Origin of the sequence: Arthrobacter sp. G119Y2 (genome assembly GCF_038069765.1) — a bacterium.
In the GTDB taxonomy this organism is placed as follows: domain Bacteria; phylum Actinomycetota; class Actinomycetes; order Actinomycetales; family Micrococcaceae; genus Arthrobacter_B.
Window position 1 is genome coordinate 349,490 of record NZ_JBBPFS010000004.1, and the last position, 26,359, is coordinate 375,848.

Below are 26,359 nucleotides of genomic sequence, written 5' to 3' on the forward strand. Positions count from 1 at the left end.
TCGTGCACTGAATCGGCCGCCTTCGGCCTGTGGAGCGGCGGTTAGACCGCCGACCAGCCGCCGTCGGAGGGCAGGATGGCGCCGTTGATGTTCACGCCGTCGTCGCTGAGCAGGAACGTGATGGACGCTGCCAGCTCCTCGGCGGAGGCCAGGCCCGGAATGTTGACGCGGGCGGGGGTCAGGCGGGCTTCGCCGTACTCGCTGGTCTTGCCGCCCATCGGAATGCCGGTGGCCACGCCGCCCGGAGCCACAGCGTTTACGCGGATGCCTTCCTTGGCATACATGAACGCGGTGCTGCGGGTAATGCCCACAACAGCGTGCTTGGACGCCGTGTAGGCCACGCCGGAGGCCGAGCCGCGCAGGCCGGCCTCCGAGGTGATGTTCACGATCGAGCCCTTGTGCGCTTCGAGCATGGTCGGCAGCACGGCGCGGGTCAGGCGCATCAGGCCGTCCACGTTCACGGCGAAGATCTTCTGCCACATGGCGTCGGAGACCTCGTGCAGCGGGCTGAAGTCGTCATTGATGCCGGCCACGTTGGCCAGGCCGTCAATCGTGGCACCGGATGCTTCCATGATGCGGTCAATGGCGGCGGCGTCGGTCAGGTCTCCCGCAACCGGAACAATGGCGTCGCCAAGCTCGGCGGCGAGCTCCTTGATGCGGTCCTCGGCAATGTCGACGGCGATGACGCGGCCGCCTTCGCGGACAATCCGTCCGGCGGTGGCGCGGCCGATGCCGGAACCGGCGCCGGTGACGATCACGGTGCGGCCTTCGAAGCGGCCGGGAACGGTCGGCAGGACAGCCTCGGCGGTTTCGGGCATGACGCCGCCGTTGGCAGCCTTGACGAGTTCATCCACCGCTGCCTGCGGGAACTTGCCCTGGCTCAGGTCTACCAGCTGCTGCAGCTTCAGGCTCAGCGCCGGGCCCAGCGTGGACTCGTCGCTTCCGGCTGCGGCGAGCATGCCGCGGATGGCGGGTCCGCCCGCGGGGTGGTCGAGCCACTGCTGGACGGTGTTCTGGGCAGTGATGGGCTGGTTCGTGGCCATGCCGGTCCTTTCGGTGGGGATGCGGCCGCAGCTGCGGTCGCCTTCTTGCCGGCAGCTTGGCGCGTGGTTACACGTGTAAGTTGCCTGTATCGTCAGACTACCGGAGAAATCCGGAACTGATAAGTACCGGAAGGCGGGCTGCAGCCCGCCGTCCGGGGAACGGAAAGGGACGGCGAGGTGGATCGCAGAGTCACGTCAACCGACGTCGCGCAGGCAGCGGGAGTCTCGCGCGCCACCGTCAGCTACGTGCTGAACGGCAGTGCGGCCCAGAGCATTTCCGCGGCCACCAGGGAGCGGGTGCTCTCAGCTGCCCGCCACCTCGGATATACGCCCTCCACCGCCGCCCGGACCCTGCGCCGCGGACGCAGCGACCTGGTCCTGATGCTGCTGCCGCCCGAACCGCTGGGCCGGGCCCTGGCCATGATCATTGATGCCGCCTCCGAACAGTTGGAACGGCACGGCCTGCGGCTGATTGCGCACCGGCTGCCGCCGCAGGGCGGCGCGGTGTCCCTGGTCCATTCGCTGGCCCCTGCCGCGCTGATCCTGACCACTGCGCTGGAAGAGCCGGAGCTGGCAGCATTGCGGGCCGCCGGGCTCCCGGTCGCCTCGCTGCACGAGGCACTGTCCGATCCGCTCAGCCCCGACCTGGGCATCGGAGCGCTCCAGGTGAAGCACTTGGCCGAAGCCGGGCACCAGCGGATCGGAGTGGCTGTGCCGCCCGAACCCGGTTACTCCTGGCGGGTGCAGATCCGGCTGGCGGCCATCCGCGAGGCGTGCGCCCGGCACCGGCTGCCCCCGCCGGCGGTTGAACACCTGCGGCTGGACGCGGACGAGGCTGCGGCGTCGGTGGCCCGCTGGCTGGAGGCACCCGAGCCGGTCACTGCAGTCTGTGCGTTCGATGACGACCACGCCTTTGCCCTGCTCTCCGGACTCGCTGCGCTGGGCCGGCGGGCTCCGCAGGACCTTGCCGTGATCGGGGCGGAGGATGTTCCGCTGGCGTCGCTGGCGCTGCCCCCGCTGACCACGGTGCGCGTGGATACCCGGCTGCTGGGGGAGCGCTTCGCCCGGATGGCCCTGGCGGAAACGCCCGACGGCGGCGGGGACAGCGCTGCTCCGCCCGTGAGCCTCGCAGCACCTGGCGGCGCTGTTCCGCCCGTGAGCCTCATCGTGCGGGCCTCGGCCTAACGCCCGCGGACCTGTTGGTCCGTCACCGGTGCGGCCATGCTTCAACCGCCTGTTCGATCCGGCGCCGGGTGGCGGCCGGAACCGGCTCAACGACGTCAAGGACGGGCTCCGCCGGGGTGCGGGCAGTGCGCGGCCACCGCCAGGTCCCGACGACGACGCCGTCCACCAGCACCGCCGGCCGGAAAACGCCGTTGTTGCCCGGCACGAGAGCCGCCAGCATTTTCGCTCCCGCCACGAGCGACCGGTCGGCGTAGCCGAGGATCCATTCGTCGAACCCGGGCACCAGTGTGACGCCGGACGGGCCGGGGATCCGCGGTTCCCCCATGACCCACGCGGGCCGGCCCTCCACCTTCACCTCGACCAGGTTCCCGGCAGCGGCTGCGGCGCGCCGCACCATTGTCTTGGGCAGCTTGGTCCACCACGCGAGGTCCGCCTCCGTCACCGGCCCCCGTGCCCGGACGAAGCCCCGGACCACGTCCGCCAGAGCAGCGTCCGGGTCCTCGGGGGCGCGGACCGCCGAAGCGGTGAGGTACTGCCGGCTGCCGGACGGGTCGAAGCTGCCCCAGTGCATCAGCCCTTCCACCGACAGGTGCATCAGCAGGTGATAGCCGCGCCCTTCGGTGGTGGGGATTCCGGCGCTCTCCCAGAGGTCCAGGACTTCGGAGCGCAGCAGGGGCCGTTCCGCCAGCGCCTCCCGCAGCGTTTCCCGGCCGCGGGAAACCACTGCCTCGTCCAGCCCCAGCTCGGCCCGGCGCCGGGCTGCCATGGCCCGGATGCGGTCGCCGGTGAAGTGCAGCAGCGCGGCCAGATGCTCCGGCGTGGTGGCAAACAGGGTGCCGCGCATCGGCCAGCCGCGCACCAGTTCCCCGCGGTCAAAGGCATCCCGGACCTCCTGCACCCCGGTGCCGGGCCTTGACCGGATGGCTATCGCCTCCAGGACCGCGGGCAGGTCCTGGCCCTGGAGCGCGACGGCGCGGCGCACGACGTCGGCCGGTGCCAGTTCCGAGCCGCCCAGCAGCTGCGACTGCCACCGCAGCCGGCGCGCGTCCTGCCGTGTCAGTTCCATGGCAACGGGGCCAGGCTGCTACTGCGCGTCCCGGGCACGGAAGAGCTGCATTTGCCGGTAGCGCCGGCCCAGGGACTCCCGGCGGGGCTTTACCGGGGCATCTTCCGGTTCGGCGGTGAGGTCAATGTGTTTCTTGCCGAAGCGCCACAGCAGCAGGTCATCCAGCAGGCGGTCGGGGCCGGGGGAGTACCGGTGGTCCAGGGCCTGGCGCACCTCGGTGATCGCGTCGGCCTGCAGCAGTCCGGCGAGGTCCATGGTGGTTTTCATGCCGTGGGCTGCCAGCAGTTCCGCCGCCCAGCCCCAGTCGTCCCCGGTCTTCCGGTTCACGTGCGGCAGCAGGGTCATCCACACGTCCCGAATCCGGTTGGGGGTCAGCGGCGCACTGCCCTGGCCCTCCTCGTCCCAGAATCCGGTGACCGTCTCGTAGCGTTCGTGAAGTTCGGCAAAGGCTGTTTCCACCGTCTCGAGCATTGCCGCGGTAGCCGTGAACTGACGGTCAAAGTAGGGGCTCCAGGCCCGCGGATCACCGGCCTTGAAACGGATGTCGTGTTCAATTTCGGACCAGGCGTGAGCCAGCACGGTACGGATCTGCACCTCGAACAGGTAGCTGCCGTTGGGCCGCTGCTCCGGATCCAGCAGCCGGTGGTACTCGCGGACCGTCTCGTTCTGGATGGTCCTCAGGATCAGGTGCCGGCTGGAATAGCCGTAGGTGCCGGACTCGATGGAACCGATGTCCTTTTCCCGGTCTCCGCGGCAGTCGAATTCTGCGCGCTGGCGCTTGATGAGGTTGGCTGCTTCGTCCACCTCGTGCGGCAGCGTCACGATGACCCGCAGGCCCACCAGGTCGATCAGGTTCCGCAGCGGATCGGGAAACAGCAGCGTCGGCAGTTCATCGGGATCCTCGGAGGGCAGGGTCCGGGCAGCCTTGTCCCGGAAGGACTCCACCGTTTTGGTCCGCGAGGCGACAAACAGCGGGCGGACCGGGCTGTCGGTGAAGGTGTCGCGCAGGCTTTCCTCCATTTCGCGGGTGAGTTTTTCCAGGGCCGGACGAACCCGCGCATACTCATCCGTGCTCGCCTGGACCACCGGACGCAGCCGGTCATCGAGGCTGTCCCACGCGCCCATAAGAAACTCTCCGTTCGTTCAGACCCCGATGGTCGCCCGAAGTCCGGCCGCGCCGGACTTTAGGCCAGGTACCACATTAGGCCCAGTTCCAGATTAGGCTTCCTCAGCATCAGATTAAGCCAGGTGAAGGAGACTGCCGATGCCGCCGAGTCCGCTGCGGATCCCCTACGGGCCCGATCCGGAACAGTACGCGGAACTCACGCTGCCCGGCCCTTCCGCCGCCGGGGACCCGCAGCCGGGCGTGGTGGTCATCATCCACGGCGGCTACTGGCGCTCCAAGTACTCGGCCGACCTGGGTTGGCCGGCGGCGCTCGATCTTGCCGCCCGGGGGTTCACCTGCTGGAACCTGGAATACCGGCGGGCCGGGAACGGCGGCGGTTGGCCGGAAACCTTCAGCGACATCGGTGAAGGAATCGATGCCCTCGAAGCCGCGGCGCGGAATTACGCTCTGGATCTGTCCAGGGTGACAGTACTGGGGCACTCAGCGGGCGGGCAGCTGGCGGTGTGGGCAGCCGCCCGCCGCGGAGCCGCGGTGCCGGTGACCGGCGTCGTCAGCCAGGCAGGCGTCCTGGACCTGGCCCGGGCCCTGGAACTGGAGCTGAGCGACAACGCCGTGCGCAACTTCCTGGGGTCCTCGCCGGAAGCTGATCCGGAGCGGTACCGCAGCGCCGATCCGATGCTTCTCCTTCCGCTGCCCGTACCCGTAGCGGCCCTGCACGGAGACAACGATTCCCATGTTCCCCTCACCCTGTCCGCGGGGTTTGCGCAGGCTGCGGCGGCGAGCGGGTCGAACGCTGAGCTGCGGGTGGTTCCCGGCGACCATTTTGACCTGATCACTCCCGGGACGGCGGCCTGGGCCGCCGTCGTCCGCGCCGTCACGGAAGCCGCAGAAGGCAGGGGGATCTTTGATCTACGCACTTCTTAAGGTGGCCCGCGGGCCGCTCTGTTAGGTTGAAGTCGTGCTCACAGTAATTGGCGAAGCCCTCGTGGACGAGGTTCTCAGCGACACTGCTCCCAAGCGTTTCCACCCCGGCGGCAGTCCGCTGAACGTGGCCGTTGGCGTGGCCCGGCTGGGCCGGCCGGTCCAGTTTGCCGGCCGGTACGGCAGGGATGAGTACGGCTTGCTGATTGAACAGCATCTGCGCGCCAACTCGGTCCTGACGCCGCTGCCCGCGGATGAGCTGCCCACGAGCGTGGCAACCGCGGTTCTGGACCCGGCCGGCGGGGCCCGGTACACCTTCGACCTCGAGTGGCAGCTGCCCTCGCTGGCGGATGCGCTGCCGCAGCTGCTGGACGGGACCACCCTGCTGCACACCGGTTCCATTGCGGCCATGCTGCGGCCCGGCGCGGACGCGGTGCTCCAGGCGGTGCAGCGCGCCCGTCCTGCCGTCACCATCAGCTATGACCCGAACTGCCGGCCGTCCATCATCACTGACGTGTCCTATGCGCGGGAACAGGCGGAGAAATTCGTGGCCCTGGCGGATGTCGTCAAGGCCTCCGACGAGGACCTTGCCTGGCTGTATCCGCAGGATTCACCCCGTGACGCCGCCCGGCGCTGGCTGGGTCTGGGGCCGGCCCTGGTTGCAGTCACCAGCGGTTCCAAGGGAGCCTGGGCCGTGACCGCCTCCGGTGAAGCGGAGGCATCGGTGCCGCCGGTCACTGTAGTGGACACCGTCGGGGCGGGCGACTCGTTCATGTCCGCCCTGCTGGTTTCACTGATGGACCGGGAGCTCGACGGCGGCGCCCGGCGCAGTGAACTGGCCCGGATCGGGACCGGGGACCTGGAAACAGTGCTCGGGTTCGCAGTCCGCGCCGCCGCCGTCACCGTTTCACGCGCCGGCGCCAATCCGCCCTACCGCGCAGAACTGGAAACCCCCTAACCCGGCCCGCGGGCACAGCTCCGGCATAACGTGCCCCACGAAGTCGACCATGAATTGGAGAGTGAACATGCAGTCCTACGATCCCTATGACGCACTGCCGCAGGTGCCGGCCTTCACCGTCACCAGCGACAGTTTCTCGAATCTCGAGCCGTTTACCCTGGCCCAGTACAGCGGCAAAATGGGGATCCCGGGCGGCCGGGATGAATCACCGCAGCTGAGCTGGTCCGGAGCGCCGGAAGGCACCAGGAGCTTCGCCGTCACCATGTTTGACCCGGATGCCCCCACCGGCAGCGGCTTTTGGCACTGGGCCGCCTTCAATATTCCGGCCACGGTGTCTTCCCTGCCGGCCGGCGCCTCCAACCGCCGTGAACTGCCCGCCGGCACGGTGGAACTGGCCAACGACGCCGGCTTCCGCGGCTTTGTCGGAGCGGCCCCGCCCGCCGGGCACGGTCCGCACCGCTACATGGTGGTGGTCCACGCCGTCGACGTCGAAACCCTGGACGTTTCCGCCGACGCGACCCCGGCCTTCCTCGGGTTCAACCTGTTCACCCACACTCTGGCCCGCGCACGCATTGTCGGTCTGGCGGAGGTTGCAGCGGAGTAGCGGACGGCGGCTGCACTGCCGCCTGCAGTGAAGCCGGCCGGGCCGGTTAGGCTGGAAGCCTGCGCAGCCGCGCAGAAGAACTTCGGAAGTGAACGAGGGTGCCCCGTGCGTCTGGTGGCAAGTGACCTGGACGGGACCATAGTCGGTCCCGACAACAGGATCAGTGACCGGACCGTCCGGGCGTTCCGCAACTGCGTGGAAGCCGGCATTGACGTCGTTTTTGTCACCGGCCGCCCGCCGCGCTGGCTCAGTCCCCTGCAGGAATTCTTCGGCCACCAGGGCACTGTCATCTGCTCCAACGGTGCCATTACCTATGATCTGGGTGCCGAGCGGGTCCTGAAGGCGCAGGCCGTGTCCCTGCCCGCTATTCTCGACGCCGCAGGCATTATCCGCGAGCTCTACCCCCGGGCACGCTTCGCCGCCGAGACCGTGGACGGTTTCCACCTGGGGCCGGGTTTCCTGGAACCCGGATCCGCCGAGCTGCCCGGCGCGGTCACGCCCGCTCCGCTGGAATCCACCCTCACCGACGCTGACACGGTGGTGAAGTTCCTGGCCCGCGTGGACGGCGCAACGCCCGACGAGTTCCTGCACCGGGTCCGGCCCGCGGTGGCCCACCTGGTCTCAACCACGCATTCCGCGCCCTCGGCGGCACTGCTGGAAATGTCGATGCTCGGTCTGGACAAGTCGGTCACCCTGTCCGACTACGCTGCCTCGCGGGACATCGACCCGGCTGACGTGGTGGCCTTCGGCGACATGCCGAACGACGTGCAGATGCTGCAGTGGGCCGGGTGCGGTTACGCCATGGCGTCCGGACATGCGGACGCCCTCGCCGCCGCGGACAAGGTGGCACCGGCCTTCGCCGACGACGGCGTGGCCCGCGTTCTCGAAGCGCTGCTGCGCCGCGCCTGACCCGGACTGTTGCCGTCCGCCGGTGCCCCGGTCTGCCCGGTCCTCCTTCTGAACGGCTTACGGCGGCGGCTGACCCGGCCCGGCGGATCCGCCCGCTGCTGCCCTTCCTGCCGCCCGCCGGGAGTGCAGGAGCCGGTGCGCGGTAATGACCACGGCCAGCCAGGCCAGGCCGAGCGTCCAGGCCACCAGGACGTCGGTGAACCAGTGGTGCCCCAGATATACCCGGCTCAGGCCCATGGCGGCCGCAAAACCAGCGGCGGCGAGCACTGTCAGCACCTTGGCGCCGCGGCTTTTCAGGTGCAGCACCAAGAGGTAAGCCACCACCCCGGATATGACGACTGCGTTCAGCGAATGGCCGCTGGGAAATGACGCGGAATGCTCAAAGGGGGGCACGGCTTCCGTCAGCGGCGGCCGGGCACGGCCAATCAGTTCCTTGCCGGCAACCGTCATCAGCAGCGATCCGGCGGCTGCAGCGGCCACGAGCAGCACCGGCGTCCAGGACCGCCACTTCACTGCCATGGCCGCCACAGCCGCGGCCGCCAGGATGGGCATGCCGATGCTGCCGCCGAGATTGGTGAACGCTGTCACCGCAGTATCCAGATCCGGAGAGCGCAGGGCCAGGGCAGCATCCAGGAGGGGCTGGTCCAGCCGGGCCACGCCTTCGGACTCGGTCACCGACTCATAAACTTCCGCCGACCCCAGGGTCAGCAGAACAGCCGGGACCAGGCCCGCGGCCAGCGTAATCAGCAGCGCCGCGTGCGGGGAGGTCCGCTGCACCAGCCATGCGAACGCGGCCGCGAACCAGCCCGGCACGCGGGAGCCGGGCCGGCTCGGAGGACCGGAGCGCTGAGGGGGAAGTGCGGAACTGTCACGGGTCATCTAGACAGTATGCCCAATCGCCGGCAGAGCCAGTCCAGGTTTTCCGCCAGGCCTGCCTGCCAGACCTGCCAGGAATGGCCGCCGGGCAGCGTCTGGAGCGTGACGTCCATGCCTGCGGCCCGGGCCGCAGCAAAAACCGCCTCCCCTTCCGGTGCAAACACGGGATCCTCCGCCCCCACCACCACAATCCCCGCCGAGTCCGGAAAGGAGAACCGCTGCAGCCGGTCCAGGGCGTTCTGGTTGTTGAAGGCCGCGGAGTTCCCGTTGAAGTAGGTGTTGATGAGGGCGTCCCGCCCCTGCGGAAGGCCGGGTTCGGCCGCTCCGGAGATGTCGATGAAGGTCGGGTAGGCGTCCGGGAAGTTGACGGCGAGCTGCAGTGCACAGGTTCCTCCGTAGGAATAGCCGGCTACCGCCCACTGGCGCCCGCCGCGCAGTCCCGACGCCAGATTCTGCTGGACCCACGCCGGAACGTCCAGCGCCAGGTACGTGGCGGAGGAGCTGACCGCGGAATCAAGACACAGCGGCCAGTTGCTGTTGCCGGCATTGGAGGCGTCCGGCATGACCACCACCGGGGCGAGCCCGCGGTGGGCTGCAGCGAAGGCATCCAGGATGTCGAGCAGCTGCCCTCCGATCAGCCAGTCGGAGGGGCTCCCCGGTTTGCCGTGGATCAGCACCAGGACGGGGAGGTTTACTGCCGGCGGATCGGCTAGATAAGCCGGAGGCAGATACACCAGCGCGGGATCGGAGGCGTAGCCCGACGTACTTCCCGGGATGTCCGCGGAATACAGCTTCCCGCCGGCCGGCAGGTCCGGCGGGGGCATCCAGTTGGCCTCCGTGGTGTCCGGAAGCCCTGCGGCGTCGTCCGGGCTGCGTTCCGGCAGGCCCGAGGCCTCCGGCGCAGGCGGGCTGACGAGCGACCCCAGCGTGGGGTATTGCCGGTACGCCGTGTTGGCCGCCTGTGCCACTGCCGCCACGGCCAGGGCCGCCGCCGTGAGTGCCAAAACGCGGGACCTTGCCCGGTCTGCCGTCCTCAACCGCGCAACGGCAAGGATAACCGCAAGTATTCCTGCGGCAGCATATAAATAGAGGCTGCGCGGCAGGGACGCATCCCACCAGTAAAAGACTGTCTCGGCCAGCACCCCGAGGATAAGGGTCAGCACCGCCGCCGCCACGGCGGCCAGGGGAACAACGGTGAGCAGATGGCGGCGCCCTCCCCACACGAGCCAGGCCAGGGACAGTCCGCCCAGAACCAGGGCGGCCGCGGGAACCGGCCCGCTGACGAGCGAAACGGAGTTCACCGGGAGCCGTCGACGATGTTCCGCACGAGGGAAAGGCCCTGGGCCAGGGATATCTTCGGCAGGTAGGCCCTCGCCACCGCGTTGCCGATGGCCGGCAGGGTGGCTGGATCGCGGTACGTCATGTACAGCGGAACGTACCGGGGCTGGAACTTTGCCTTGAAGGCGAGCAGGGACCGGAAGCCGTAGACCGGTTCCAGGGTGGTTCCGAGCACGTCCAGGACGGAGTCCAGGATGGAGGAGTCGCCGTCCCCCGGCCCCCGGCCGGAACCGTCCGCCGGGTCCGTTTCCGGCCTCGAAGCAGGCCGCGCGCGGGCCAGAGGTGCTCCGGAGAGGCTCAGCACTTCATAGCCTTCGTCCTGCAGCATCCTCGCAGCCGAGGCAATCAGAAAGTCCATGGCCGGACGGAAGCCGCTGCTGCGCCGGCGCATGAAGTCCAGCGTCCATCCCACCACCTGCCCGTCCCGGTAAATCGGCAGCCAGGATGTCACCGCGTGAACGGTGCCGTCGCTGTCCACGGCGATCAGGCAGCGGACCTCCGGGTCCTCCATCTCGTCCAGCCCGCCCAGGGTGAACCCCATTTCCGGCATTTTCTTGTCTGCCACCCACTCTTCGGAAATGGCATGCAGCTGGTCCAGCACAGCGAGGGGTGCCGTCGAATAGCTGATCCACCGTGCCTCAATGCCGGCCTTGCGGGCATGGTTGAGCGCGGTCCGGGCGTCCTGGAATTTTTTGCCCCGGAATTCCAGGTTTCCCAGCGGCAGGATGGTCTCCTCGGCGACCTGGAGCCGCGAGAATCCCATGCCTGCCGTGATGGTTTCCACCTCTTCATCCACTGAGTAAAAGCAGGCGGCACTGCCGTTCGCCGTGCAATACGCAGAGAACTCTTCGACTGTGCTGCGCAGCTCGGTCCGGGGCCCCACGGGCGGGCCCACGGTCAGTGCAACGCCGAGATTGGGGCGAAACGCGAAGTAGGAGTTGCCGCTGGACGAAAACCAATACGTATTTCCCGGCCACAGCGTCATCCAGGCCATGGTTCCGCCGCCGTGGGTTTTCAGCAGCGTCCTGGCCCGCTCCGAGTCGCTGGTATCCCGGCGGTAGGCAGGCTCCCAAAAGGATCCGAGCAGGAGCAGGCAGATCAGCACCCAGAACAGCAGCCCGATGCCCTCGTAGAGCAGGTCGGCCGGCACGGTCCGCGGCAGCAGCCCCGGCGTAGACCTTGGAAGTTCCAGTTGCAAAACCGGCAGGAAACGCTCCGGAAGGTCCGCGATGAGAGCCTGGGCGGTGGCCTGCGGGGTGAAGGAGCTCCTGAGCGCAAGCCCGGCAAGGACGTACACGGCGCTGAGCACTGCCGCCGCCCCTGCGACCCTGACCCAGAACCGGCGGTACGTACCCGGCGCGGCGGAGACGGTGAACAGGCCGCGGGTCGCACAGAGCAGCACAAACACTGCCAGCGGCACCAGCACGGGCAGGAACAGGGCTAAAGCGCCTTGCGCCGCTCCCAGGTTGTACCCGCCGCCCGGGTCCTCCGAGCCGGCATACCGAACCGTGCGGACAGCCGCCAGAACGGTCATCAGGCCCTGCAGGACGACGGCGCCCCACCAGGCGAAGTGCCGTCCCCGCCGCAGTCCGTCCGCCAGGACAATCAGCAGGACCTGGGGCAGGGTCGCCAAAAAGAAACCTGCCGGTCCGGCGCGGAGCCGGAGGCCGGCTTCGCCGCAGTCCGCGCTCTGCCCGGGGTCGCTGCAGAGCGCGGCCAGGGTTTGCGGATCCACGAGCTGAATATCGGTGTTCAGGAACCGCAGTACGGCCAGCGGTCCCACCGCCTGGGCACTGAGGGCGGAAATGACCGGTCCCGCGGCCGACGCCGCCACGACGAGGGCCACCAGCACGCGTGCTTCCCGCCGGGTGGCGGTCAGCTGCCCGGGAAAAGCGGGGAGACGTCCCGCCAGCAGCGGGCCGGCCAGCGCACCCGTGACGGCGGCTCCGAGTACCGTGACGCTGTGGAATGAGCCGCCGTAGAGGGCCAGGAGGACCAGGAGGGTGAAGAGCCCCACCCGCAGCCTGCGCCGCCAGAGAGTGGGGAAGCGTGCACTGGCGGCCGTGGCAACGCCGCACACCATGGCCAGGGGGCCGACAAAGGACTCTGATTCCAGTGCCAGGGACCAATCGCCGGGAATTGTGTTGGCGGCATGCGTGAAGCCGACGGCGAACAATGCCCCGAGAACCTGGGCGGACACTGCCGCCGCTGCCAGCTTCGCGGAACCCAGAACCCGTTCACAGGGCAGCACCACGAGGAGGATCAGCAGCGTTGCGGCGACGTATCCGCTCGGGCCGGAGGCCCAGAAGCCGGAGAGCAGCAGGGCCGGCCAATACTCGGGAAGCGATCGGGAGGAGAGGACAACCCAGTCCTGCAGCGGGCCGGAGGGGCCGGAAACAAGGCTTTGGCTGACAATTCCTGCAACCCAGAAGAACGCGGTGAAGGCCAGGGTTACCGGCCCGAGCCGGGCGCTGCCGCGCAGCAGGTGGGCCTGCCACGAGAGGATCCGCATGATTCTCGAGGGTCTTTTTGCCGGGGACTGAGTCGCCAAAACCGGGTACCTCCGCACCACCTCGCCGCTCCCGGCGCCGAGACAGCGGCAGCCGTGCTGCCAGTCTAGGTCGGAGCTTTCCGGAACGGGATGCGCGGTGCCGCTGCGCCGCCCTGTATGGATAAAGTACGCAGGTGAGCTATCCCTATTTCGACTCCCCCGTCCCGCTGGGCCTTTCCCACCGCGGATTCTCCCCGGACGGCTTCGAAAACACGATGGCAGCGTTCCGGGCCGCCGCAGCCCTGGGTTTTGGATATCTCGAAACCGATGTGCGCACCACCCGCGACGGTGTCCTCCTGGCGTTCCATGATGCGTCGCTGGACCGGGTTGCCGGCACCGGCGGTCCCGTGGACAGCCTGAGCCTGCGCGAGGTTCGCCGCGCCCGGGTTGGAGGAGCGGAGCCCATTCCCGCGTTTGAGGACGTATTGACCGGGCTGCCCGGACTCCGGCTGAACGTTGACATTAAAGATGCTGCCGGTTCGGCTGAGCTGGCACGGCTGCTGAACAAGCACGGTGCCCAGGACCGGGTCCTGGTGACCTCCTTTTCGGACCGGCGGCGGCTGGCGGCACTGCGTCGCCTGGACCGTCCGGCGGCCAGCTCCGCGGGCGCCGTTTTCACGGCCCTGACCGTATTGTTCGCCCCGGCCGGTCTCGCGGGCGTACTGGCCCGGCTGGGACGGTACCAGTGCCTGCAGGTTCCGGAACGGCAGGGTCCGGTGCGGATTGTGACCCGGAGGTTCCTTTCCCGGTGCCACCGGGCCGGTCTGCAGGTTCACGTCTGGACGGTGAACGACGCCGCCGATATGGAGCGCCTGCTCGATCTGGGCGTGGACGGCCTGGTTTCCGACCGGGCCGATCTGCTGGCCGACGTGCTGGCTCGGCGGGGAAGCTGGCCGCAGGGACGTTCCGTGAAGCCCTGAACCGCTGCCCCCATCCCGCAGGATGGACCCCGGGACTGGCAGTATGGGTGCATGCGCGTACTCATTGCCCCGGATAAGTTCAAAGGCTCACTTTCAGCAGTGGAAGCGGCAGCAGCCATGGCCGAAGGCGTGCTTTCCGTGTATCCGGAAGCCGATGTGACCCTGGTGCCGGTTGCCGACGGCGGCGAAGGCACCCTGGAGGCTGCGCTCGCGGCCGGGGCAAAGGAGTACACCGCCGGTGTGCGCGGACCGCTGGGAGGGTATGTCACCGCCCTGTGGGCCATGACCGGGGAGACGGCCGTGATCGAGACCGCCCGCGCCTCCGGGCTGATGCTGGTGGATCCCTCCGTGCAGTCCTCGCTGGCGGCAACAAGCTACGGCAGCGGAGAGCTGATCCGCGAGGCACTCGACGCGGGAGCCTCCGAAATTGTGCTCGGCATCGGCGGCTCTGCCATGACCGACGGCGGATCAGGCGCACTCACGGCCCTGGGGCTGCGCATCCTGGACGCAGCCGGAGAACCGGTGCCGCCGGGCGGCGCGGGCCTGTCCCTGGCGGCGTCCATCGATGCCTCATCCCTGGACAGCAGGCTGCGCGGGGTGCGGGTCCGGATCGCCGCCGACGTCACCAACCCGCTGACCGGACCTGAGGGCGCTGCCCACGTGTTTGGCGAACAGAAGGGTGCCGACGCCTCTGCCCGCCTGCTGCTGGATGAAGCCCTGGTGCGCTGGGCTGCGCTGCTGCGCGAGGTGACTGGCGTCGACGTCGATATTGCGGGAGCCGGCGCGGCCGGCGGTTTCCCGTCCGCGTTCCTGGCGTTCACCGATGCGTCCCTGGAAAGCGGCTTTGACGTCATCTCACGGCTTACCGGGCTGGACACGGCCCTGGCCACGGCTGACCTGGTGCTGACGGGCGAGGGCTCCCTGGATGAACAGTCCCGGTACGGCAAGGCTCCGCTGTCGGTGGCGGAGCGTGCCCGTGATGCCGGCATTCCGGTGGTCGCCCTCGCCGGACGGATTACCCTTCCGCCGCACGTGCTGGCGGAATACGGGGTGGTGGCAGCGGTAAGCCTCCTGGACCTGGCGGCGGATCCGCAGGACGCGATGGACCGGGCCGCCCGCTGGCTGACCCGGGCCACGGTCCAGGCCCTCGAAGGGGCCTAGCCCAGCCGGCTCGGCTTGGCGCCCCGGTCTTCCGTAGGCTGGTCCGGATCGGTGCCGCGCCACCGTGCAATGGCCTGCATGCCGTGGAAGGCCAGCAGTGTGGCGCCGGTGCCCAGGGCAATGCCGCCGAACTCCAGTCCGGCCACCACCCAGGTGAAGTTGGCGATGGCGATGATCAGGCCCAGGCCCGCGGTGGAGAGGTTGATCGGGTTGGAAAAGTTCACCTGGTTGTCCACCCAGATGCGCACCCCGAGGATGCCGATCATCCCGTAGAGGATGACGCCGGCGCCGCCCAGGACGCCGCCGGGAACGGTGGCGATCATGGCGCCGAACTTGGGAAAGAGGCTCAGCAGAATGGCCACGATGCCGGCCACCCAGTACGCGGCCGTCGAGTACACCCTGGATGCCGCCATGACGCCGATGTTCTCCGCGTACGTGGTGGTTGCTGAACCGCCGCCGGAGCCGGCCAGCACGGTGGCCAGGCCGTCGGCCATCAGGGCGCGGCCGGCGTAGGGGTCAAGGTCGCTGCCGGTCATCGCCGCCACGGACTTCACATGTCCAATGTTCTCGGCCACCAGCACCAGGACCACCGGCACAAACAATCCGATGACGGAAAAGTGGAAGGTGGGGGACTGGAAATCCGGAAGCCCAAACCAGGCGGCGTCGTTAATAACCTGGAAGTCCACTTCCCCCTGCCAGATTGCCGTGAGGTAACCGGCAACCACGCCCAGCAGGATGGCGAGACGGCCGAGGAACCCTTTGAAGAGGACTGTGGCCACCAGGATCGCCACCACGGTGACGGTGGCGGTCAGGGGGCCTTTCTCAAAGTTGTCGCGGGCCGAACCTGCCAGATTGAGGCCAATCAGCGCAACAATCGTGCCGGTGACCACCGGCGGCATCAGAATCTGGATCCATTTGGTCCCGGCGATCTGCACGGCCAGGCCGATGAGGAACAGCGCCGCTCCTGCCATGATGATTCCGCCGAGGGCCCCGCCGGGTCCGTGCTGGCTTGTGGCTGCTGCGATGGGGGCAATGAAGGCGAAGCTGGAGCCCAGGTAGCTGGGTACCCGCCCGGCCGTAATAATCAGGAACAGGATGGTGCCGATACCTGAGAACAGCAGCGTGGTGGCGGGAGGAAACCCCGTCAGCAGGGGAACCAGGAAGGTCGCGCCGAACATGGCAACCACGTGCTGGGTTCCGATGCCGATGGTCCGCGGCCAGCTCAACCGCTCGCCGGGAGCTACGTATTCGCCTGGTTTGATGGTTTTGCCGTCGCCGTGAATGGTCCAGGCCGTACCGAATCTGCTCATGGGTGTGCCTTTCAAAGACCAGGGGAGGGTTCGTGCAGAATAGTACCGGGCGTTGATGTCCACGGTGTTACCTTGCAGGCGGAACCATTTTACCGGCAGAACAATTGGGCGGACGCCGCAGTCCGCTGCGAACGGACGGATCAGCATGGGCATATCAGTTTCGGGACGAACGGTACTCATCACCGGCGCGGCCAGGGGGATGGGGCGGCTGTACGCAGAGCGGGCGGTGCGCGACGGCGCCGCAAACGTGGTCCTGTGGGACCTCGACGCCGATGCGCTGGAAGCCACGGCCGAGGAGCTGCGCGCCGAAGGCGGGAGCGCCGTCCACCCCTTCGCCCTGGATGTCGGTTCCCTGCCTGAAGTAACTGCTGCGGCCGGCCGGGTCATGGCAGAGGTTGGGGTTCCCGACGTCCTGATCAACAACGCCGGAATCGTGCGCGGCAAGTATTTCTGGGAACACGTTCCCGAAGCGGACATCAACGCCGTCATGCAGGTGAACGCGGTAGCGCCCATGCAGATCACCCGCGCCTTCCTGCCGCAGATGATCTCCCGCCGCACTCCCGCCCGGATCCTGAACGTCGCGTCGGCGTCGGGCACGCTGTCCGTGCCGAAAATGAGCGTATACACCGCGTCCAAGTGGGCAGTGATCGGCTGGAGCGATTCCCTGCGGCTGGAGCTGAATGAATCCGGCAACGGTCACATCCAGGTCACCACCCTCATTCCGAGCTACATCAAGACCGGCATGTTTGCCGGGGCCAGGGGGCCGCTGATGACACCCCTGATGGAGCCGGACTACGTAGTGGACCGGGCCTGGGCTGCACTGATGGCAGGCAAGGCCCGGATCCAGCTGCCCTGGACCGTGCCCCTGGGCAGCGCCCTGCGCGGACTGCTGCCGCAGCCGGTGTGGGACGTGGTCGCCGGGCGGGTGTTCAAGGTGTACCAGTCGATGGACCACTTCACCGGCCGTCCTTCCGCCGCGGCCGCAGCAACGCCGGCGGAGGCCCGCCGTTGAGCACTGAAGCGCCGGCACAATTCTCCGGCACCCACCCCGAATCCCGCATCTCCTCCACGGTGGCGGCAGTGCGGCGCACCTACGAGTCAGGCCGCACCAGGCCCCTCGCCTGGCGGCGTGCCCAGCTCCAGGGCCTGATCCGCATGCTGACCGAGCGTGAAGCCGACTTCAGCGCCGCCCTGGCCCGCGACCTCGGCAAGAGCCGGCTCGAGGGGTACCTGACGGAGCTCTCGATCACCCGTGCCGAAGCGGAGTACGCGCTGAAGCATCTGGCCCGGTGGACGCGCACCACGCGTGTTCCCGTGCCCCTGGGCCTGCAGCCCGCCTCGGCCGCGACGGAGCCGCAGCCGCTGGGGGTCGTCCTGATCATCGCCCCGTGGAACTATCCGGTGCAGCTGCTGCTGGCCCCGTTGATCGGTGCGCTGGCGGCAGGGAACGCAGCGGTGCTGAAGCCTTCGGAGCTGGCTCCGGCCACGTCTGCGGCAGTGGCGGAGCTGCTGCCCCGGTATCTGGACCCGGACGCCGTCGTCGTCGTGGAAGGCGGCCGGGAAGCCAGCACGGCGCTGCTCGCCGAGCGTTTCGATTCCATCTTCTTCACCGGCGGGGAACGGGTGGGCCGCGTGGTGCTGCAGGCTGCGGCCAAATACCTGACCCCGGTCACCCTCGAACTGGGCGGGAAATCGCCCGCCGTCGTGCTGGACGGCAATTTTGCCGCCATTGCCCGGCGCCTGGTCTACGGGAAACTGCTCAACGCTGGCCAAACGTGCGTGGCGCCGGACTACGTCCTCGTCACCGAGGAGGCCGCTCCCAAGCTGCGCAAGCACCTGGTGCGTGCCGTCAGGGAGCTCTTCGGCAAGGATCCGGCCAAGAGCGCCGATTTGGGCCGGATCATTAACGAACAGCACTGGGACCGGCTGCACGGCCTGCTGGAGAGCGGAACCGTGCTTGCCGGAGGCGGCGGGGACCGTGATTCCCTGTACCTGGAACCGACAATCCTGACGGACGTCTCCCCGGAGTCCCCCGTGATGCAGGAAGAAATTTTCGGGCCGATCCTGCCCGTGCTGACCGTGCAGGACCTGGACGAGGCGATGGACTTCATCAATGCCCGCCCCGTGCCGCTGGCGTCCTACCTGTACACGCAGTCGGCCGCAAACCGGAAAGCCTTTGAACGCGGCGTGCGGGCGGGCAGCGTGAACCACAATGTGAGCACCGTGCAGCTGGCCGTGCCCGGGCTGCCGTTCGGCGGCGCCGGTGCGTCCGGCACCGGCGCCTATCACGGCAAATATTCGTTCGACACCTTCAGCCAGCTGCGTCCGGTCTTCACCAAGGGCACGCTGCTGGACACGCTCAAGGTCGCCTACCCGCCCTACAACGGACTCAAGCGGCGGCTGCTACGTCGCCTGCTCTAACTCCCCGGCCCCGCTGCCCCCTCGCACCCCGCCCCTCTCCTTCCTCCTCACGGGGCCGGAAGGCGGGAGGAGGGAAAGGACGGCGGCGGGGGAGCGGGGAAGGCTAGGAGATGACCGCGTCCACGATGGCCTTGGCCTCGGCCTGGACCGTGTGCAGGTGTTCCACGCCCTTGAAGGACTCCGCGTAAATCTTGTAGACGTCCTCGGTTCCGGACGGGCGGGCGGCAAACCAGGCGTTCTCGGTGGTGACCTTCAATCCGCCGATCGGAGCACCGTTGCCGGGAGCCTCGGTGAGGCGGGCGGTGATTTCCTCACCGGCCAGCGTGGTGGCCGTGACGTCCGACGGCGAAAGCTTTGCCAGCGCCGCCTTCTGGTCCCGGCTCGCCGGGGCATCCACCCGGGCGTACTCCGGGTCGCCGAACCGGCCGGTCAGCTCCCGGTACCGCTGGGACGGGGTTTTGCCCGTCACCGCGGTGATTTCCGAAGCCAGCAGGGCCAGCAGGATGCCGTCCTTGTCGGTGGTCCAGGCCTTGCCGTCCCTGCGCAGGAAGGAGGCACCGGCGGATTCCTCTCCGCCGAAAGCCGCCTCGCCGGTGAGCAGGCCCGGAACAAACCACTTGAAACCGACGGGAACCTCCATCAGGGTCCGTCCGAGGTCTGCGGTGACGCGGTCGATCATGGACGACGACACCAGGGTTTTGCCCACCACTGCGTCCTTGGGCCAGTCCGCACGGTTCCGGTAGAGGTAGTCAATGGCGACGGCGAGGTAGTGGTTGGGGTTCATCAGCCCGGCATCCGGGGTGACGATTCCGTGGCGGTCGGCGTCGGCGTCGTTGCCGGTGGCGATGTCGTACTCGCCGGCACGGGAGATCAGGGAAGCCATGGCGTACGGGGAGGAGCAGTCCATGCGGATCTTCTCGTCCCAGTCCAGGGTCATGAAGGCCCACTGCGGATCCACGTTCGGGTTGACGACGGTCAGGTTCAGCTTGTGCATCTCTGCAATGGCGCCCCAGTAATCCACGGAAGCACCGCCCAGCGGGTCGGCCCCGATGTGCAGTCCGGAGGCGCGGATGGCATCCAGGTCCAGGACCGAGGAGAGGTCCTGGACATAGTTCTGCAGGAAGTCGTAGGTGCCCACGGAGTCAGCCAGCCGGGCCTCGCCGAGCGGAATGCGCTTCACGCCGCGCAGTCCGCCCTCGAGGAGTTCGTTGGCGCGGTTGGCGATCCAGTTGGTGGCCTCTGATCCGGCGGGGCCGCCGGTTGGCGGGTTGTATTTGAAACCGCCGTCGGCCGGGGGATTGTGCGACGGGGTGATGATGATGCCGTCTGCTTCCTCGGTGCGGCCGGTGTTGTGCTTCAGGATGGCGTGGCTCAGCGCCGGAGTGGGCGTGAAACCGTTGCGGGAATCAATCAGCACGTTCACCCCGTTGCCGGCGAGCACCTCCAGGGCGGTGTTCTGCGCGGGCTCGGAGAGGGCATGGGTGTCCTTGCCCATGAACAGCGGACCGGTGATGCCCTGTCCGGTGCGGTACTCCACGATCGCCTGCGTAATGGCGGCAATGTGGGGTTCGTTGAAGGCGCCGTTCAGGGACGATCCGCGGTGGCCCGAGGTGCCGAAGACCACCCGCTGCGAGGGGTCCTGCATGTCCGGCGTGATGTCGTAGTAGGCATCCAAAAGCGCCGTCAGGTCAACTAGGTCGGAGGGTTGGGCAACTGTGCCAGCTCGGTTAGACATACCCCTAAGCATGCCAAATAAAATCCTGCCGCGGCAGAAGCGTGCCGGGTTCCCTAGGGTTTCCGGTTCTCTCCGCCGGTGCCGGTGGCGCCGGAGGTCTTGTTCTTCGAGTTAATGCCTTCGGAAATGCTGGCGTGGACTTCCACCCGGTCATCGGCTTCATTGGGATCACCGGTGCCGTCGGGAACAAAATCAGCGGCGTCCTTCACCAGTGCCTCCGCCGGGTTGTCCGCTGCCTCGGCGGGATCCTTGCCGGTGTGCTTGCTGCTGTTCTCAGCCACGGTGTCCTCCTTCTGCGGGACCTGGTATCCCGCCGCATCAACCATCAGTAGGCCTGTTTCAGGTTTATCACTGCCGTCGGGTTCTATCCAGCCTTCCGCACTTCCGGCCGGCGGGGCCGCCGACGGATAAAACATCCCCGCGCCTAAACCATCCCCGCGCCTAAACCATCCCCGCGCTTAAACCATCCCCGCGCCTAAACCATCCCCGCGCTTAAACCATCCCCGCGCCTAAACCATCCCCGCGCTTAAACCAACGACGACGACGGCGGGAGCCGTCGTCGTCGTTGGTTGCGGACCCGGCAGGCCCGCAGGGGGAAGTGCTTAGCGCACGCCGCCCATCAGCTTCTTGATGGCGGGGGTGGCTGCGGCCAGGGCAATGCCCAGGACGATTGCCGTGATACCGCTGAACAGGAAGTAGCTGACTTCGGTGTCCGTGTTGTAGAACTGTGCCAGCCAGCCGGCCAGGGTGGTGCCCAGGGAGACGGACAGGAAGAACAGTGCCACCATCTGGGTCCGGAAGATCGCCGGCGCCAGCTTGGTCGCCACGGACAGGCCGATCGGCGACAGGAACAGCTCGGCGAACGTGAAGAGCAGCAGGATGCCGGCCAGGGCCAGCAGCGGGGTGCTGTTGGGGCCGCCGCCGGAGAACGGAATGAAGGCCAGGAATGCCAGGCCCATAACGGCCAGGCCCAGGGCAAACTTCAGCGGGGAGGACGGCTGCTTGTCGCCCAGCTTGGTCCAGACACCGGCGAATACTGCGGCGAAGATGATGATGAAGATCGGGTTGATGGACTGCACGAAGCTCGGCGGCATCTCCCAGCCGAAGAGATCGCGGTTCAGCGACGTGTCGGCGTAAATGGCGACAACGGTGAACTGCTGCTGGAACAGGGCCCAGAAGGCAGCGCTGGCAATGAACAGCGGCATGAAGGAGTACACGCGGCGGCGTTCAAGCTTGTTGACCTTCTTGCTGGTCAGGATCACCACGAAGTAGCCGATGGATGCCAGGATGGCCACCACGGCCATGACCACTGCCAGGTTCTGTGCGGTCAGCAGGCCGAAGACGACGGCCAGGATAATCACGGCGATGGCGGCAACAGTCCACAGGATGACCTTGGTGAACTGTGCGCGGGGCAGCGGGTTGCTGACCTCATGGGCAGATTCCGGCAGGTATTTGCGCGTCATCCCGTACTGGACGAGGCCAATGGCCATACCCAGGGCGGCCAGGCCGAAGCCGTAGTGGAAGCCGTATTCGCTCCAGGCCAGGCCGGTCAGGAGCGGGCCCAGCAGGCCGCCGATGTTGATGCCCATGTAGAAGATGGAGAAGCCGGCATCGCGGCGTTCATCCTTCTCTGCGTAGAGCGTTCCGACGAGGGACGTCGCGTTGGCCTTCACGCCGCCGGAACCGAGGGCGATGAGGATCAGGCCGGCGGCCAGTCCCGCGGCGCCCGGCAGGACGGCCAGCGAAATGTGGCCGAGCATGACAATGACGGCGGCGTAGAACAGCACGCGCTCGGAACCCAGCAGGCGGTCCGCGATCCAGGCCCCGAGGATGGTGGAGAGGTAGACGCCACCTCCGTATGCGCCGACAAGGCCGGTAGCGACGGCCAGGTCAATGCCCAGCCCGCCTTCCGTGGCCGTGTAGTACATGTAGTACAGCAGGATGCCCTGCATGCCGTAGAAGGAGAACCGTTCCCACAGCTCGACGCTGAAGAGGTTCGCCAACATACGGGGATGGCCGAAAAAGGACTTGCGGGCCGGCGGAGCGGCTGAGGTGCTGGGATTAGAACTCACCCAAACATATTCGCACCGGAATATGAGAGTCTCCAGCGGCGCCGGGGCTTAAATCTCCGCCCTGCGGCTTTTACCGCGGACTGGCGCGTGAGAAACATCACGAACAAATCGGCCCCACGGCACACTGTTACGGCATTCGGGCCGGACTCCCGGACAAGGCGGGATAAGATGTGCGGTTTATTTCTGCGGATATTGCTCCAGCTGGGCCGCCGCTGCCAGCAGCTGGGCCTCCGCCCCGGGCCGCCCGATCAGCTGAATACCCATGGAGAGTCCCTCCGGGGTCCTCAGCGTTGGAACGGTGATGGCCGGAAGCCCGCAGACGTTCACCATCGAGGTGTAGGGGGAGTAGCGGCACTGCCGCTCGTAGTCCTCCATGCCCCGTGCATCCGTGTCCCCGTCTTCGGAGCCGGAGTTCCAATACCAGCCAACCGGCCGCGGAGTCATGCCCAGCGCCGGAGTGAGGATCATGTCATAGGCGCTGTAAGCCCTGATGGTGTCCTCTTCGAACCGGCGCAGGATGTCCAGCGCCGACGCCAGCTCGGCACCCGTTCGCCGCAGCGCCCGACGGCGGACCGCAGCCGTCAGCGGGGTGAGCTTTGCTTCGGCGCCGGCGGGGAGTTCCAGGTTGGCCAGCGATGCGGTCCATACGGTCTGGAAGGCCTCCGGGTACCGCGGATCGTAGCTGAGCCCGGCTTCCACAAGGTCATGCCCGGCAGCCGTGAGACCGCGGATGCCTGCGTCCAGCGCCTCTGCGGCCTCAGGATCCAGGATGATCTCCAAGCGGGAGGCGAACGGTGAGAGGGTGCTGACTCCGATCCTGAAGCTGCCGGCCGCACGCTGCGCGGCTGCCAGGAAGCTCTCCGCGACGGGTGCGGCCGAGGTTGCGTGGTGGTTGGGCCCGGCCACCATGGCATCAAGCAGCAGGCCGGCGTCTGCGGCGGTCCGGGCGAGCGGCCCGGCAACCACAAACTGCCCCAGATCACTCTGTCCCGCACCGGCCGGAACGCGTCCGCGGTTGGGTTTCAGCCCGATGAGCCCGGTGGCTGCGGCCGGAATGCGGATCGAGCCGCCGCCGTCGGTCCCGGGAGCAAAAGGAAGCATGCCCGCGGCCACGGCCGCGGCACTTCCTCCGCTGGAACCGCCGGGGCTGCATTCCGGGTCCAGCGGATTACGGGCCGGAGCACCCGCGAAGTTCTCGCTGTAACTGCTGAGCCCAAACTCCGGAACCTGCGTTTTGCCCAGGCTGATGGCCCCGGCCCTGCGCAGAACCGCCGGCAGGGGCCCGTCCTCAGCCGGAGTGTAAGGCGCCAGCGCCGTGGTGCCGAGGCTGGTGGGGATGCCGGCAACATCGGTCAGGTCTTTGTGGGCCAGAGGCATCCCGTGGAGCATCCCCAGTGGTTCCCCGCGGGCAAACCTTTCATCGGCTGCGGCCGCTTCCTTCAGCGCAGCTTCGGGCGTCGGCAGCAGGAAGGCGCCCAGCGCAGGGTTGAGTTCCTCGATCCGCCGGAGGTAATGGCCGGTTACCTCACGGGCACTGACCTCACCGGAGGCAAGGCGGTCCCGCCACTGCAGGGCAGTGGGATCGGCCGGCGGCGGAACCGGGCCGGGCAGTGTGGAAGCGGACATGTGACCTCCGGGAGGGGGAATTATTTTCCGGGCAGGGCTCCCACTATAGGCTGGGAGGAAGTCGACGCCCGGGCCGGCGATCCGGCACACCGCAGAAGCCGCGGACCCGCCCGGTGCTTCCCCCCGTAATGGCCCCACAGCAAGGACAGGAACCGGAAAATGGAAAACGTATCCGTAGGCGACATCAGCAGCGATGCCAAGATTCTGGACGTACGCGAAGATTACGAATGGGAAGCCGGCCACATTGACGGCGCCCTGCACATTCCGCTGGACGCACTGCCGGAACGCCTCGATGACCTTGATCCGGACCAGGATCTTGCCGTCATCTGCCGCACCGGCGGACGCAGCGCCCGTGCCACTGCCTGGCTGGAGTCCCACGGCTATTCCGCGGTGAACGTCAACGGCGGAATGGGCGCATGGCTTGAAGCGGGCAAGCCCATGGTCTCCGACAACGGGCAGGAACCCACCGTCGTATGAGTGCTTCGCTGGATGCAGCAGCCGGCACGCCGGAAGCCGGAACGGTTTACACCTTCCTGGGACCCGAGGGAACTTTCACCGAGGCCGCCCTGCTGCAGGTTCCGGGAGCTGAAAGCTCCACCCGGATTCCCGCCACCAGTGTGACCGCCGCCTTGGAGATGGTCCGCAGCGGCCGTGCCGATGCCGCAGTGGTTCCCATTGAGAATTCCGTCGAGGGCGGCGTCAGTGCCACGCTTGATGCCATTTCCGCCGGCGGGCCGCTACGCATCCAGCGCGAAATACTGGTGCCGATCACCTTCGTCCTGGCCGTCCGCCCCGGTGTGGACCTGGCCGGGATCACGACCGTCTCCACCCACTCCCACGCGTGGGCGCAGTGCCGGGAATGGGCGGAGAAAAACATTCCGCAGGCGGAATATCTCCCCGCGTCCTCCACCGCCGCCGCTGCGACGGGCCTGCGCTCGGGGGAGCCGGGATACGATGCCGCCATCTGCTCGCCGCTGGTGGCGGAGCGGCTGGGCCTTGAAGTGCTGTGCAGCGACATTGGCGACGTCGCCGACGCAGTCACCCGCTTCGTGCTGCTCAGCCGGCCCGGCGTGGTGCCGGAACCCACCGGAGCGGACAAAACAACTCTCGTGGTGCCTCTGCCGGAGGACCACCCCGGGGCGCTGATGGAAATCCTGGACCAGTTTTCGGCGCGCGGAGTGAACCTGAGTCGGATCGAGTCCCGGCCCACCGGCCTGTTTCTGGGAGACTATTTCTTCAGCATCGATGCTGACGGCCACATCCGGGATGCCCGGATGGCTGATGCCCTGAAAGGCCTGCACCGGATCAGTCCGAACCTCCGGTTCCTCGGCTCCTACCCCCGGGCCGACCACCGTGAACCCGAAATTCCGAAACACACCAGCGACGAGGCTTTCCGCTCCGCGGACCTCTGGCTTCAAGGGCTCCTGAAGGGTTAACCTCGGCGCAGGGGCTTTCCGGTAAGACAAGGCCCGCATCCGGCACAAACCGGATGAACCGGAAATGGATCAACCCGAAACGAGAACGCAAATGGTGCGGCTGCGGAGGAGCAACTGTGAGCATCCGGGATATGCACGGCGGCGGTGGGGCCGCGGCTTCAGTTACCGGGGGCTGCGCGGCGACATCCTGAAGGACCGGGAAACCCTGGAACGGATCCGCTCCCTGGCCATCCCTCCGGCCTGGACGGATGTCTGGATCAGCCCGTATCCCAACGGCCATATCCAGGCCACCGGAACGGACGCGGCCGGGCGGCGGCAGTACATCTACCATCCGCACTGGCGGGAGCTGAAAGACCGGGAGAAGTTCGACCGGTCGCTGGCATTCGCTCAGGCACTTCCGGCCGCCCGGCGCCTGATCACCAAGCATCTGCGCACCGAGGGCAGCGGCCCGCAGCGTGCCTATGCCGCTGCCCTGCGGATTGTCGATGCCGGTGCCCTGCGGATCGGCGGGGAGCGGTACGCCGAGGTCAACGGCTCCTACGGGACCACCACCCTGCGGGTGGAACACGTCAAGGTGCAGGGCAATGAGGTGAGGTTCGACTTTCCCGGCAAGAGCGGCCAGGAATGGCACACCGTCATTGAAGACCCCGACCTGGTGGCAGCCCTGGAGCCGATGCTCGCCCGGCCGGATCCGGACACCGCGCTTGCCTACCAGGGAGCCGACGGCCAGTGGCACAGCATCGCCGGATCGTCGCTGAATGCCTTCCTGAAGGAGGTGACCGGCGGCGACTTCACGGCCAAGGATTTCCGCACCTGGCAGGCCACCGTAGTCGCGGCCATGCACCTGGCCCGCGCCCACCCCCTGGCCACCACCAAGAAGGACAGGCAGAAAGCCGTAACCGCCACGGCCCGCAAGGTTGCCGACCACTTGGGGAACACCCCCTCCGTCGCGCGGAAGTCGTATATCGATCCCCGGGTGGTGGACCGGTTTTTGGACGGCGAGGTGATTGACGCGGCAGGGTTCTCGGCCTCCGAGACCGCGGTGCGGCTCATGCTTACCTCGTAGCCAGGTGACGCCGCCGGCTTTCCCGGTTTCCGCAT

23 protein-coding genes are annotated in these 26,359 nt (G+C 67.7%); 12 read left to right on the plus strand and 11 right to left on the minus strand.

Annotated features, from left to right (window positions below; genetic code table 11):
• Window positions 1-41: 41 nt before the first annotated feature.
• Window positions 42-1,043 carry an SDR family NAD(P)-dependent oxidoreductase gene (locus WKB88_RS10960; protein ID WP_341394593.1) on the minus strand — a complete coding sequence of 334 codons (1,002 nt, stop codon included), beginning with the start codon at window positions 1,041-1,043 and terminating at the stop codon, window positions 42-44.
• 177 nt (window positions 1,044-1,220) lie between these two features.
• Between WKB88_RS10960 and WKB88_RS10965 the strand changes: the two genes are divergently transcribed.
• Window positions 1,221-2,228: a LacI family DNA-binding transcriptional regulator gene (locus WKB88_RS10965; RefSeq protein ID WP_341394594.1), complete on the plus strand. Its 1,008-nt coding sequence runs from the start codon at window positions 1,221-1,223 to the stop codon at window positions 2,226-2,228.
• A gap of 22 nt (window positions 2,229-2,250) precedes the next feature.
• Here WKB88_RS10965 and WKB88_RS10970 read toward each other — a convergent pair whose 3' ends face one another.
• Window positions 2,251-3,294 (minus strand): winged helix DNA-binding domain-containing protein, encoded by a 1,044-nt coding sequence (locus WKB88_RS10970; protein WP_341394595.1) that lies wholly within the window; start codon window positions 3,292-3,294, stop codon window positions 2,251-2,253.
• Window positions 3,295-3,312: 18 nt separating this feature from the next.
• On the minus strand, window positions 3,313-4,419 hold the full coding sequence (locus WKB88_RS10975) for a GTP pyrophosphokinase (protein ID WP_341394596.1): 1,107 nt from the start codon (window positions 4,417-4,419) through the stop codon (window positions 3,313-3,315).
• A 139-nt stretch (window positions 4,420-4,558) separates the two neighbouring features.
• On the opposite strand from WKB88_RS10975, the gene WKB88_RS10980 reads away from it, so the two are divergent.
• The 4 genes from WKB88_RS10980 to WKB88_RS10995 all read left to right on the plus strand — a co-directional run bounded on the left by WKB88_RS10980 (window position 4,559) and on the right by WKB88_RS10995 (window position 7,812).
• Window positions 4,559-5,344: an alpha/beta hydrolase gene (locus tag WKB88_RS10980; protein WP_341394597.1), complete on the plus strand. Its 786-nt coding sequence runs from the start codon at window positions 4,559-4,561 to the stop codon at window positions 5,342-5,344.
• Window positions 5,345-5,378: 34 nt separating this feature from the next.
• Entirely contained in the window at window positions 5,379-6,299 is a 921-nt protein-coding gene (locus WKB88_RS10985) for a carbohydrate kinase family protein (protein WP_341394598.1), read from the plus strand.
• Between the two features lie 49 nt (window positions 6,300-6,348).
• A complete protein-coding gene (locus WKB88_RS10990) occupies window positions 6,349-6,903 on the plus strand; it encodes a YbhB/YbcL family Raf kinase inhibitor-like protein (RefSeq protein ID WP_341394599.1) in 555 nt (184 codons plus the stop codon).
• A gap of 105 nt (window positions 6,904-7,008) precedes the next feature.
• On the plus strand, window positions 7,009-7,812 hold the full coding sequence (locus WKB88_RS10995) for an HAD family hydrolase (protein ID WP_341394600.1): 804 nt from the start codon (window positions 7,009-7,011) through the stop codon (window positions 7,810-7,812).
• 57 nt (window positions 7,813-7,869) lie between these two features.
• Here WKB88_RS10995 and WKB88_RS11000 read toward each other — a convergent pair whose 3' ends face one another.
• The 3 genes from WKB88_RS11000 to WKB88_RS11010 are packed head-to-tail and all read right to left on the minus strand — an operon-like array spanning window position 7,870 to window position 12,538.
• Window positions 7,870-8,691 carry a phosphatase PAP2 family protein gene (locus tag WKB88_RS11000; protein WP_341394601.1) on the minus strand — a complete coding sequence of 274 codons (822 nt, stop codon included), beginning with the start codon at window positions 8,689-8,691 and terminating at the stop codon, window positions 7,870-7,872.
• A complete protein-coding gene (locus tag WKB88_RS11005) occupies window positions 8,688-9,989 on the minus strand; it encodes an alpha/beta hydrolase (RefSeq protein ID WP_341394602.1) in 1,302 nt (433 codons plus the stop codon). The genes WKB88_RS11000 and WKB88_RS11005 overlap by 4 nt, the downstream gene beginning before the upstream one ends.
• Window positions 9,986-12,538: a bifunctional lysylphosphatidylglycerol flippase/synthetase MprF gene (locus tag WKB88_RS11010; protein WP_341394603.1), complete on the minus strand. Its 2,553-nt coding sequence runs from the start codon at window positions 12,536-12,538 to the stop codon at window positions 9,986-9,988. The genes WKB88_RS11005 and WKB88_RS11010 overlap by 4 nt, the downstream gene beginning before the upstream one ends.
• Before the next feature lie 173 nt (window positions 12,539-12,711).
• On the opposite strand from WKB88_RS11010, the gene WKB88_RS11015 reads away from it, so the two are divergent.
• Together WKB88_RS11015 and WKB88_RS11020 are read left to right on the plus strand one after the other, a co-directional pair.
• Window positions 12,712-13,497, plus strand: a complete 786-nt coding sequence (locus WKB88_RS11015) for a glycerophosphodiester phosphodiesterase family protein (protein ID WP_341394604.1) — start codon at window positions 12,712-12,714, stop codon at window positions 13,495-13,497.
• A gap of 51 nt (window positions 13,498-13,548) precedes the next feature.
• Window positions 13,549-14,658, plus strand: a complete 1,110-nt coding sequence (locus tag WKB88_RS11020; protein ID WP_341394605.1) for a glycerate kinase — start codon at window positions 13,549-13,551, stop codon at window positions 14,656-14,658.
• On the opposite strand, the gene WKB88_RS11025 is transcribed toward WKB88_RS11020, so the two are convergent.
• Window positions 14,655-15,968, minus strand: coding sequence for a uracil-xanthine permease family protein (locus WKB88_RS11025; protein WP_341394606.1), 1,314 nt, complete (start codon window positions 15,966-15,968; stop codon window positions 14,655-14,657). The genes WKB88_RS11020 and WKB88_RS11025 overlap by 4 nt on opposite strands.
• A 145-nt stretch (window positions 15,969-16,113) precedes the next feature.
• Between WKB88_RS11025 and WKB88_RS11030 the strand changes: the two genes are divergently transcribed.
• Together WKB88_RS11030 and WKB88_RS11035 are read left to right on the plus strand one after the other, a co-directional pair.
• Window positions 16,114-16,980: an SDR family NAD(P)-dependent oxidoreductase gene (locus WKB88_RS11030; protein ID WP_341394607.1), complete on the plus strand. Its 867-nt coding sequence runs from the start codon at window positions 16,114-16,116 to the stop codon at window positions 16,978-16,980.
• Window positions 16,977-18,389 (plus strand): aldehyde dehydrogenase family protein, encoded by a 1,413-nt coding sequence (locus WKB88_RS11035; protein ID WP_341394608.1) that lies wholly within the window; start codon window positions 16,977-16,979, stop codon window positions 18,387-18,389. The genes WKB88_RS11030 and WKB88_RS11035 overlap by 4 nt, the downstream gene beginning before the upstream one ends.
• A gap of 103 nt (window positions 18,390-18,492) precedes the next feature.
• Here WKB88_RS11035 and pgm read toward each other — a convergent pair whose 3' ends face one another.
• The 4 genes from pgm to WKB88_RS11055 all read right to left on the minus strand — a co-directional run bounded on the left by pgm (window position 18,493) and on the right by WKB88_RS11055 (window position 23,822).
• The gene (gene pgm / locus WKB88_RS11040) at window positions 18,493-20,124 is read right to left on the minus strand and encodes a phosphoglucomutase (alpha-D-glucose-1,6-bisphosphate-dependent) (protein ID WP_341394609.1); all 1,632 of its coding nucleotides are present in this window, start codon (window positions 20,122-20,124) and stop codon (window positions 18,493-18,495) included.
• 53 nt (window positions 20,125-20,177) lie between these two features.
• Complete coding sequence (locus WKB88_RS11045) at window positions 20,178-20,405, minus strand: hypothetical protein (protein WP_341394610.1); 228 nt, start codon at window positions 20,403-20,405, stop codon at window positions 20,178-20,180.
• A gap of 321 nt (window positions 20,406-20,726) precedes the next feature.
• Window positions 20,727-22,196 (minus strand): peptide MFS transporter, encoded by a 1,470-nt coding sequence (locus WKB88_RS11050; protein WP_341394611.1) that lies wholly within the window; start codon window positions 22,194-22,196, stop codon window positions 20,727-20,729.
• 177 nt (window positions 22,197-22,373) lie between these two features.
• Window positions 22,374-23,822 carry an amidase gene (locus WKB88_RS11055; protein ID WP_341394612.1) on the minus strand — a complete coding sequence of 483 codons (1,449 nt, stop codon included), beginning with the start codon at window positions 23,820-23,822 and terminating at the stop codon, window positions 22,374-22,376.
• Window positions 23,823-23,981: 159 nt separating this feature from the next.
• Here WKB88_RS11055 and WKB88_RS11060 point away from each other — a divergent pair, with 159 nt between their 5' ends.
• The 3 genes from WKB88_RS11060 to WKB88_RS11070 all read left to right on the plus strand — a co-directional run bounded on the left by WKB88_RS11060 (window position 23,982) and on the right by WKB88_RS11070 (window position 26,324).
• Window positions 23,982-24,299: a rhodanese-like domain-containing protein gene (locus tag WKB88_RS11060; RefSeq protein ID WP_341394613.1), complete on the plus strand. Its 318-nt coding sequence runs from the start codon at window positions 23,982-23,984 to the stop codon at window positions 24,297-24,299.
• On the plus strand, window positions 24,296-25,258 hold the full coding sequence (pheA, locus tag WKB88_RS11065; RefSeq protein WP_341394614.1) for a prephenate dehydratase: 963 nt from the start codon (window positions 24,296-24,298) through the stop codon (window positions 25,256-25,258). Before WKB88_RS11060 ends, pheA begins: the two co-directional genes overlap by 4 nt.
• Before the next feature lie 64 nt (window positions 25,259-25,322).
• Entirely contained in the window at window positions 25,323-26,324 is a 1,002-nt protein-coding gene (locus WKB88_RS11070) for a DNA topoisomerase IB (protein ID WP_341394615.1), read from the plus strand.
• Window positions 26,325-26,359: the final 35 nt, after the last annotated feature.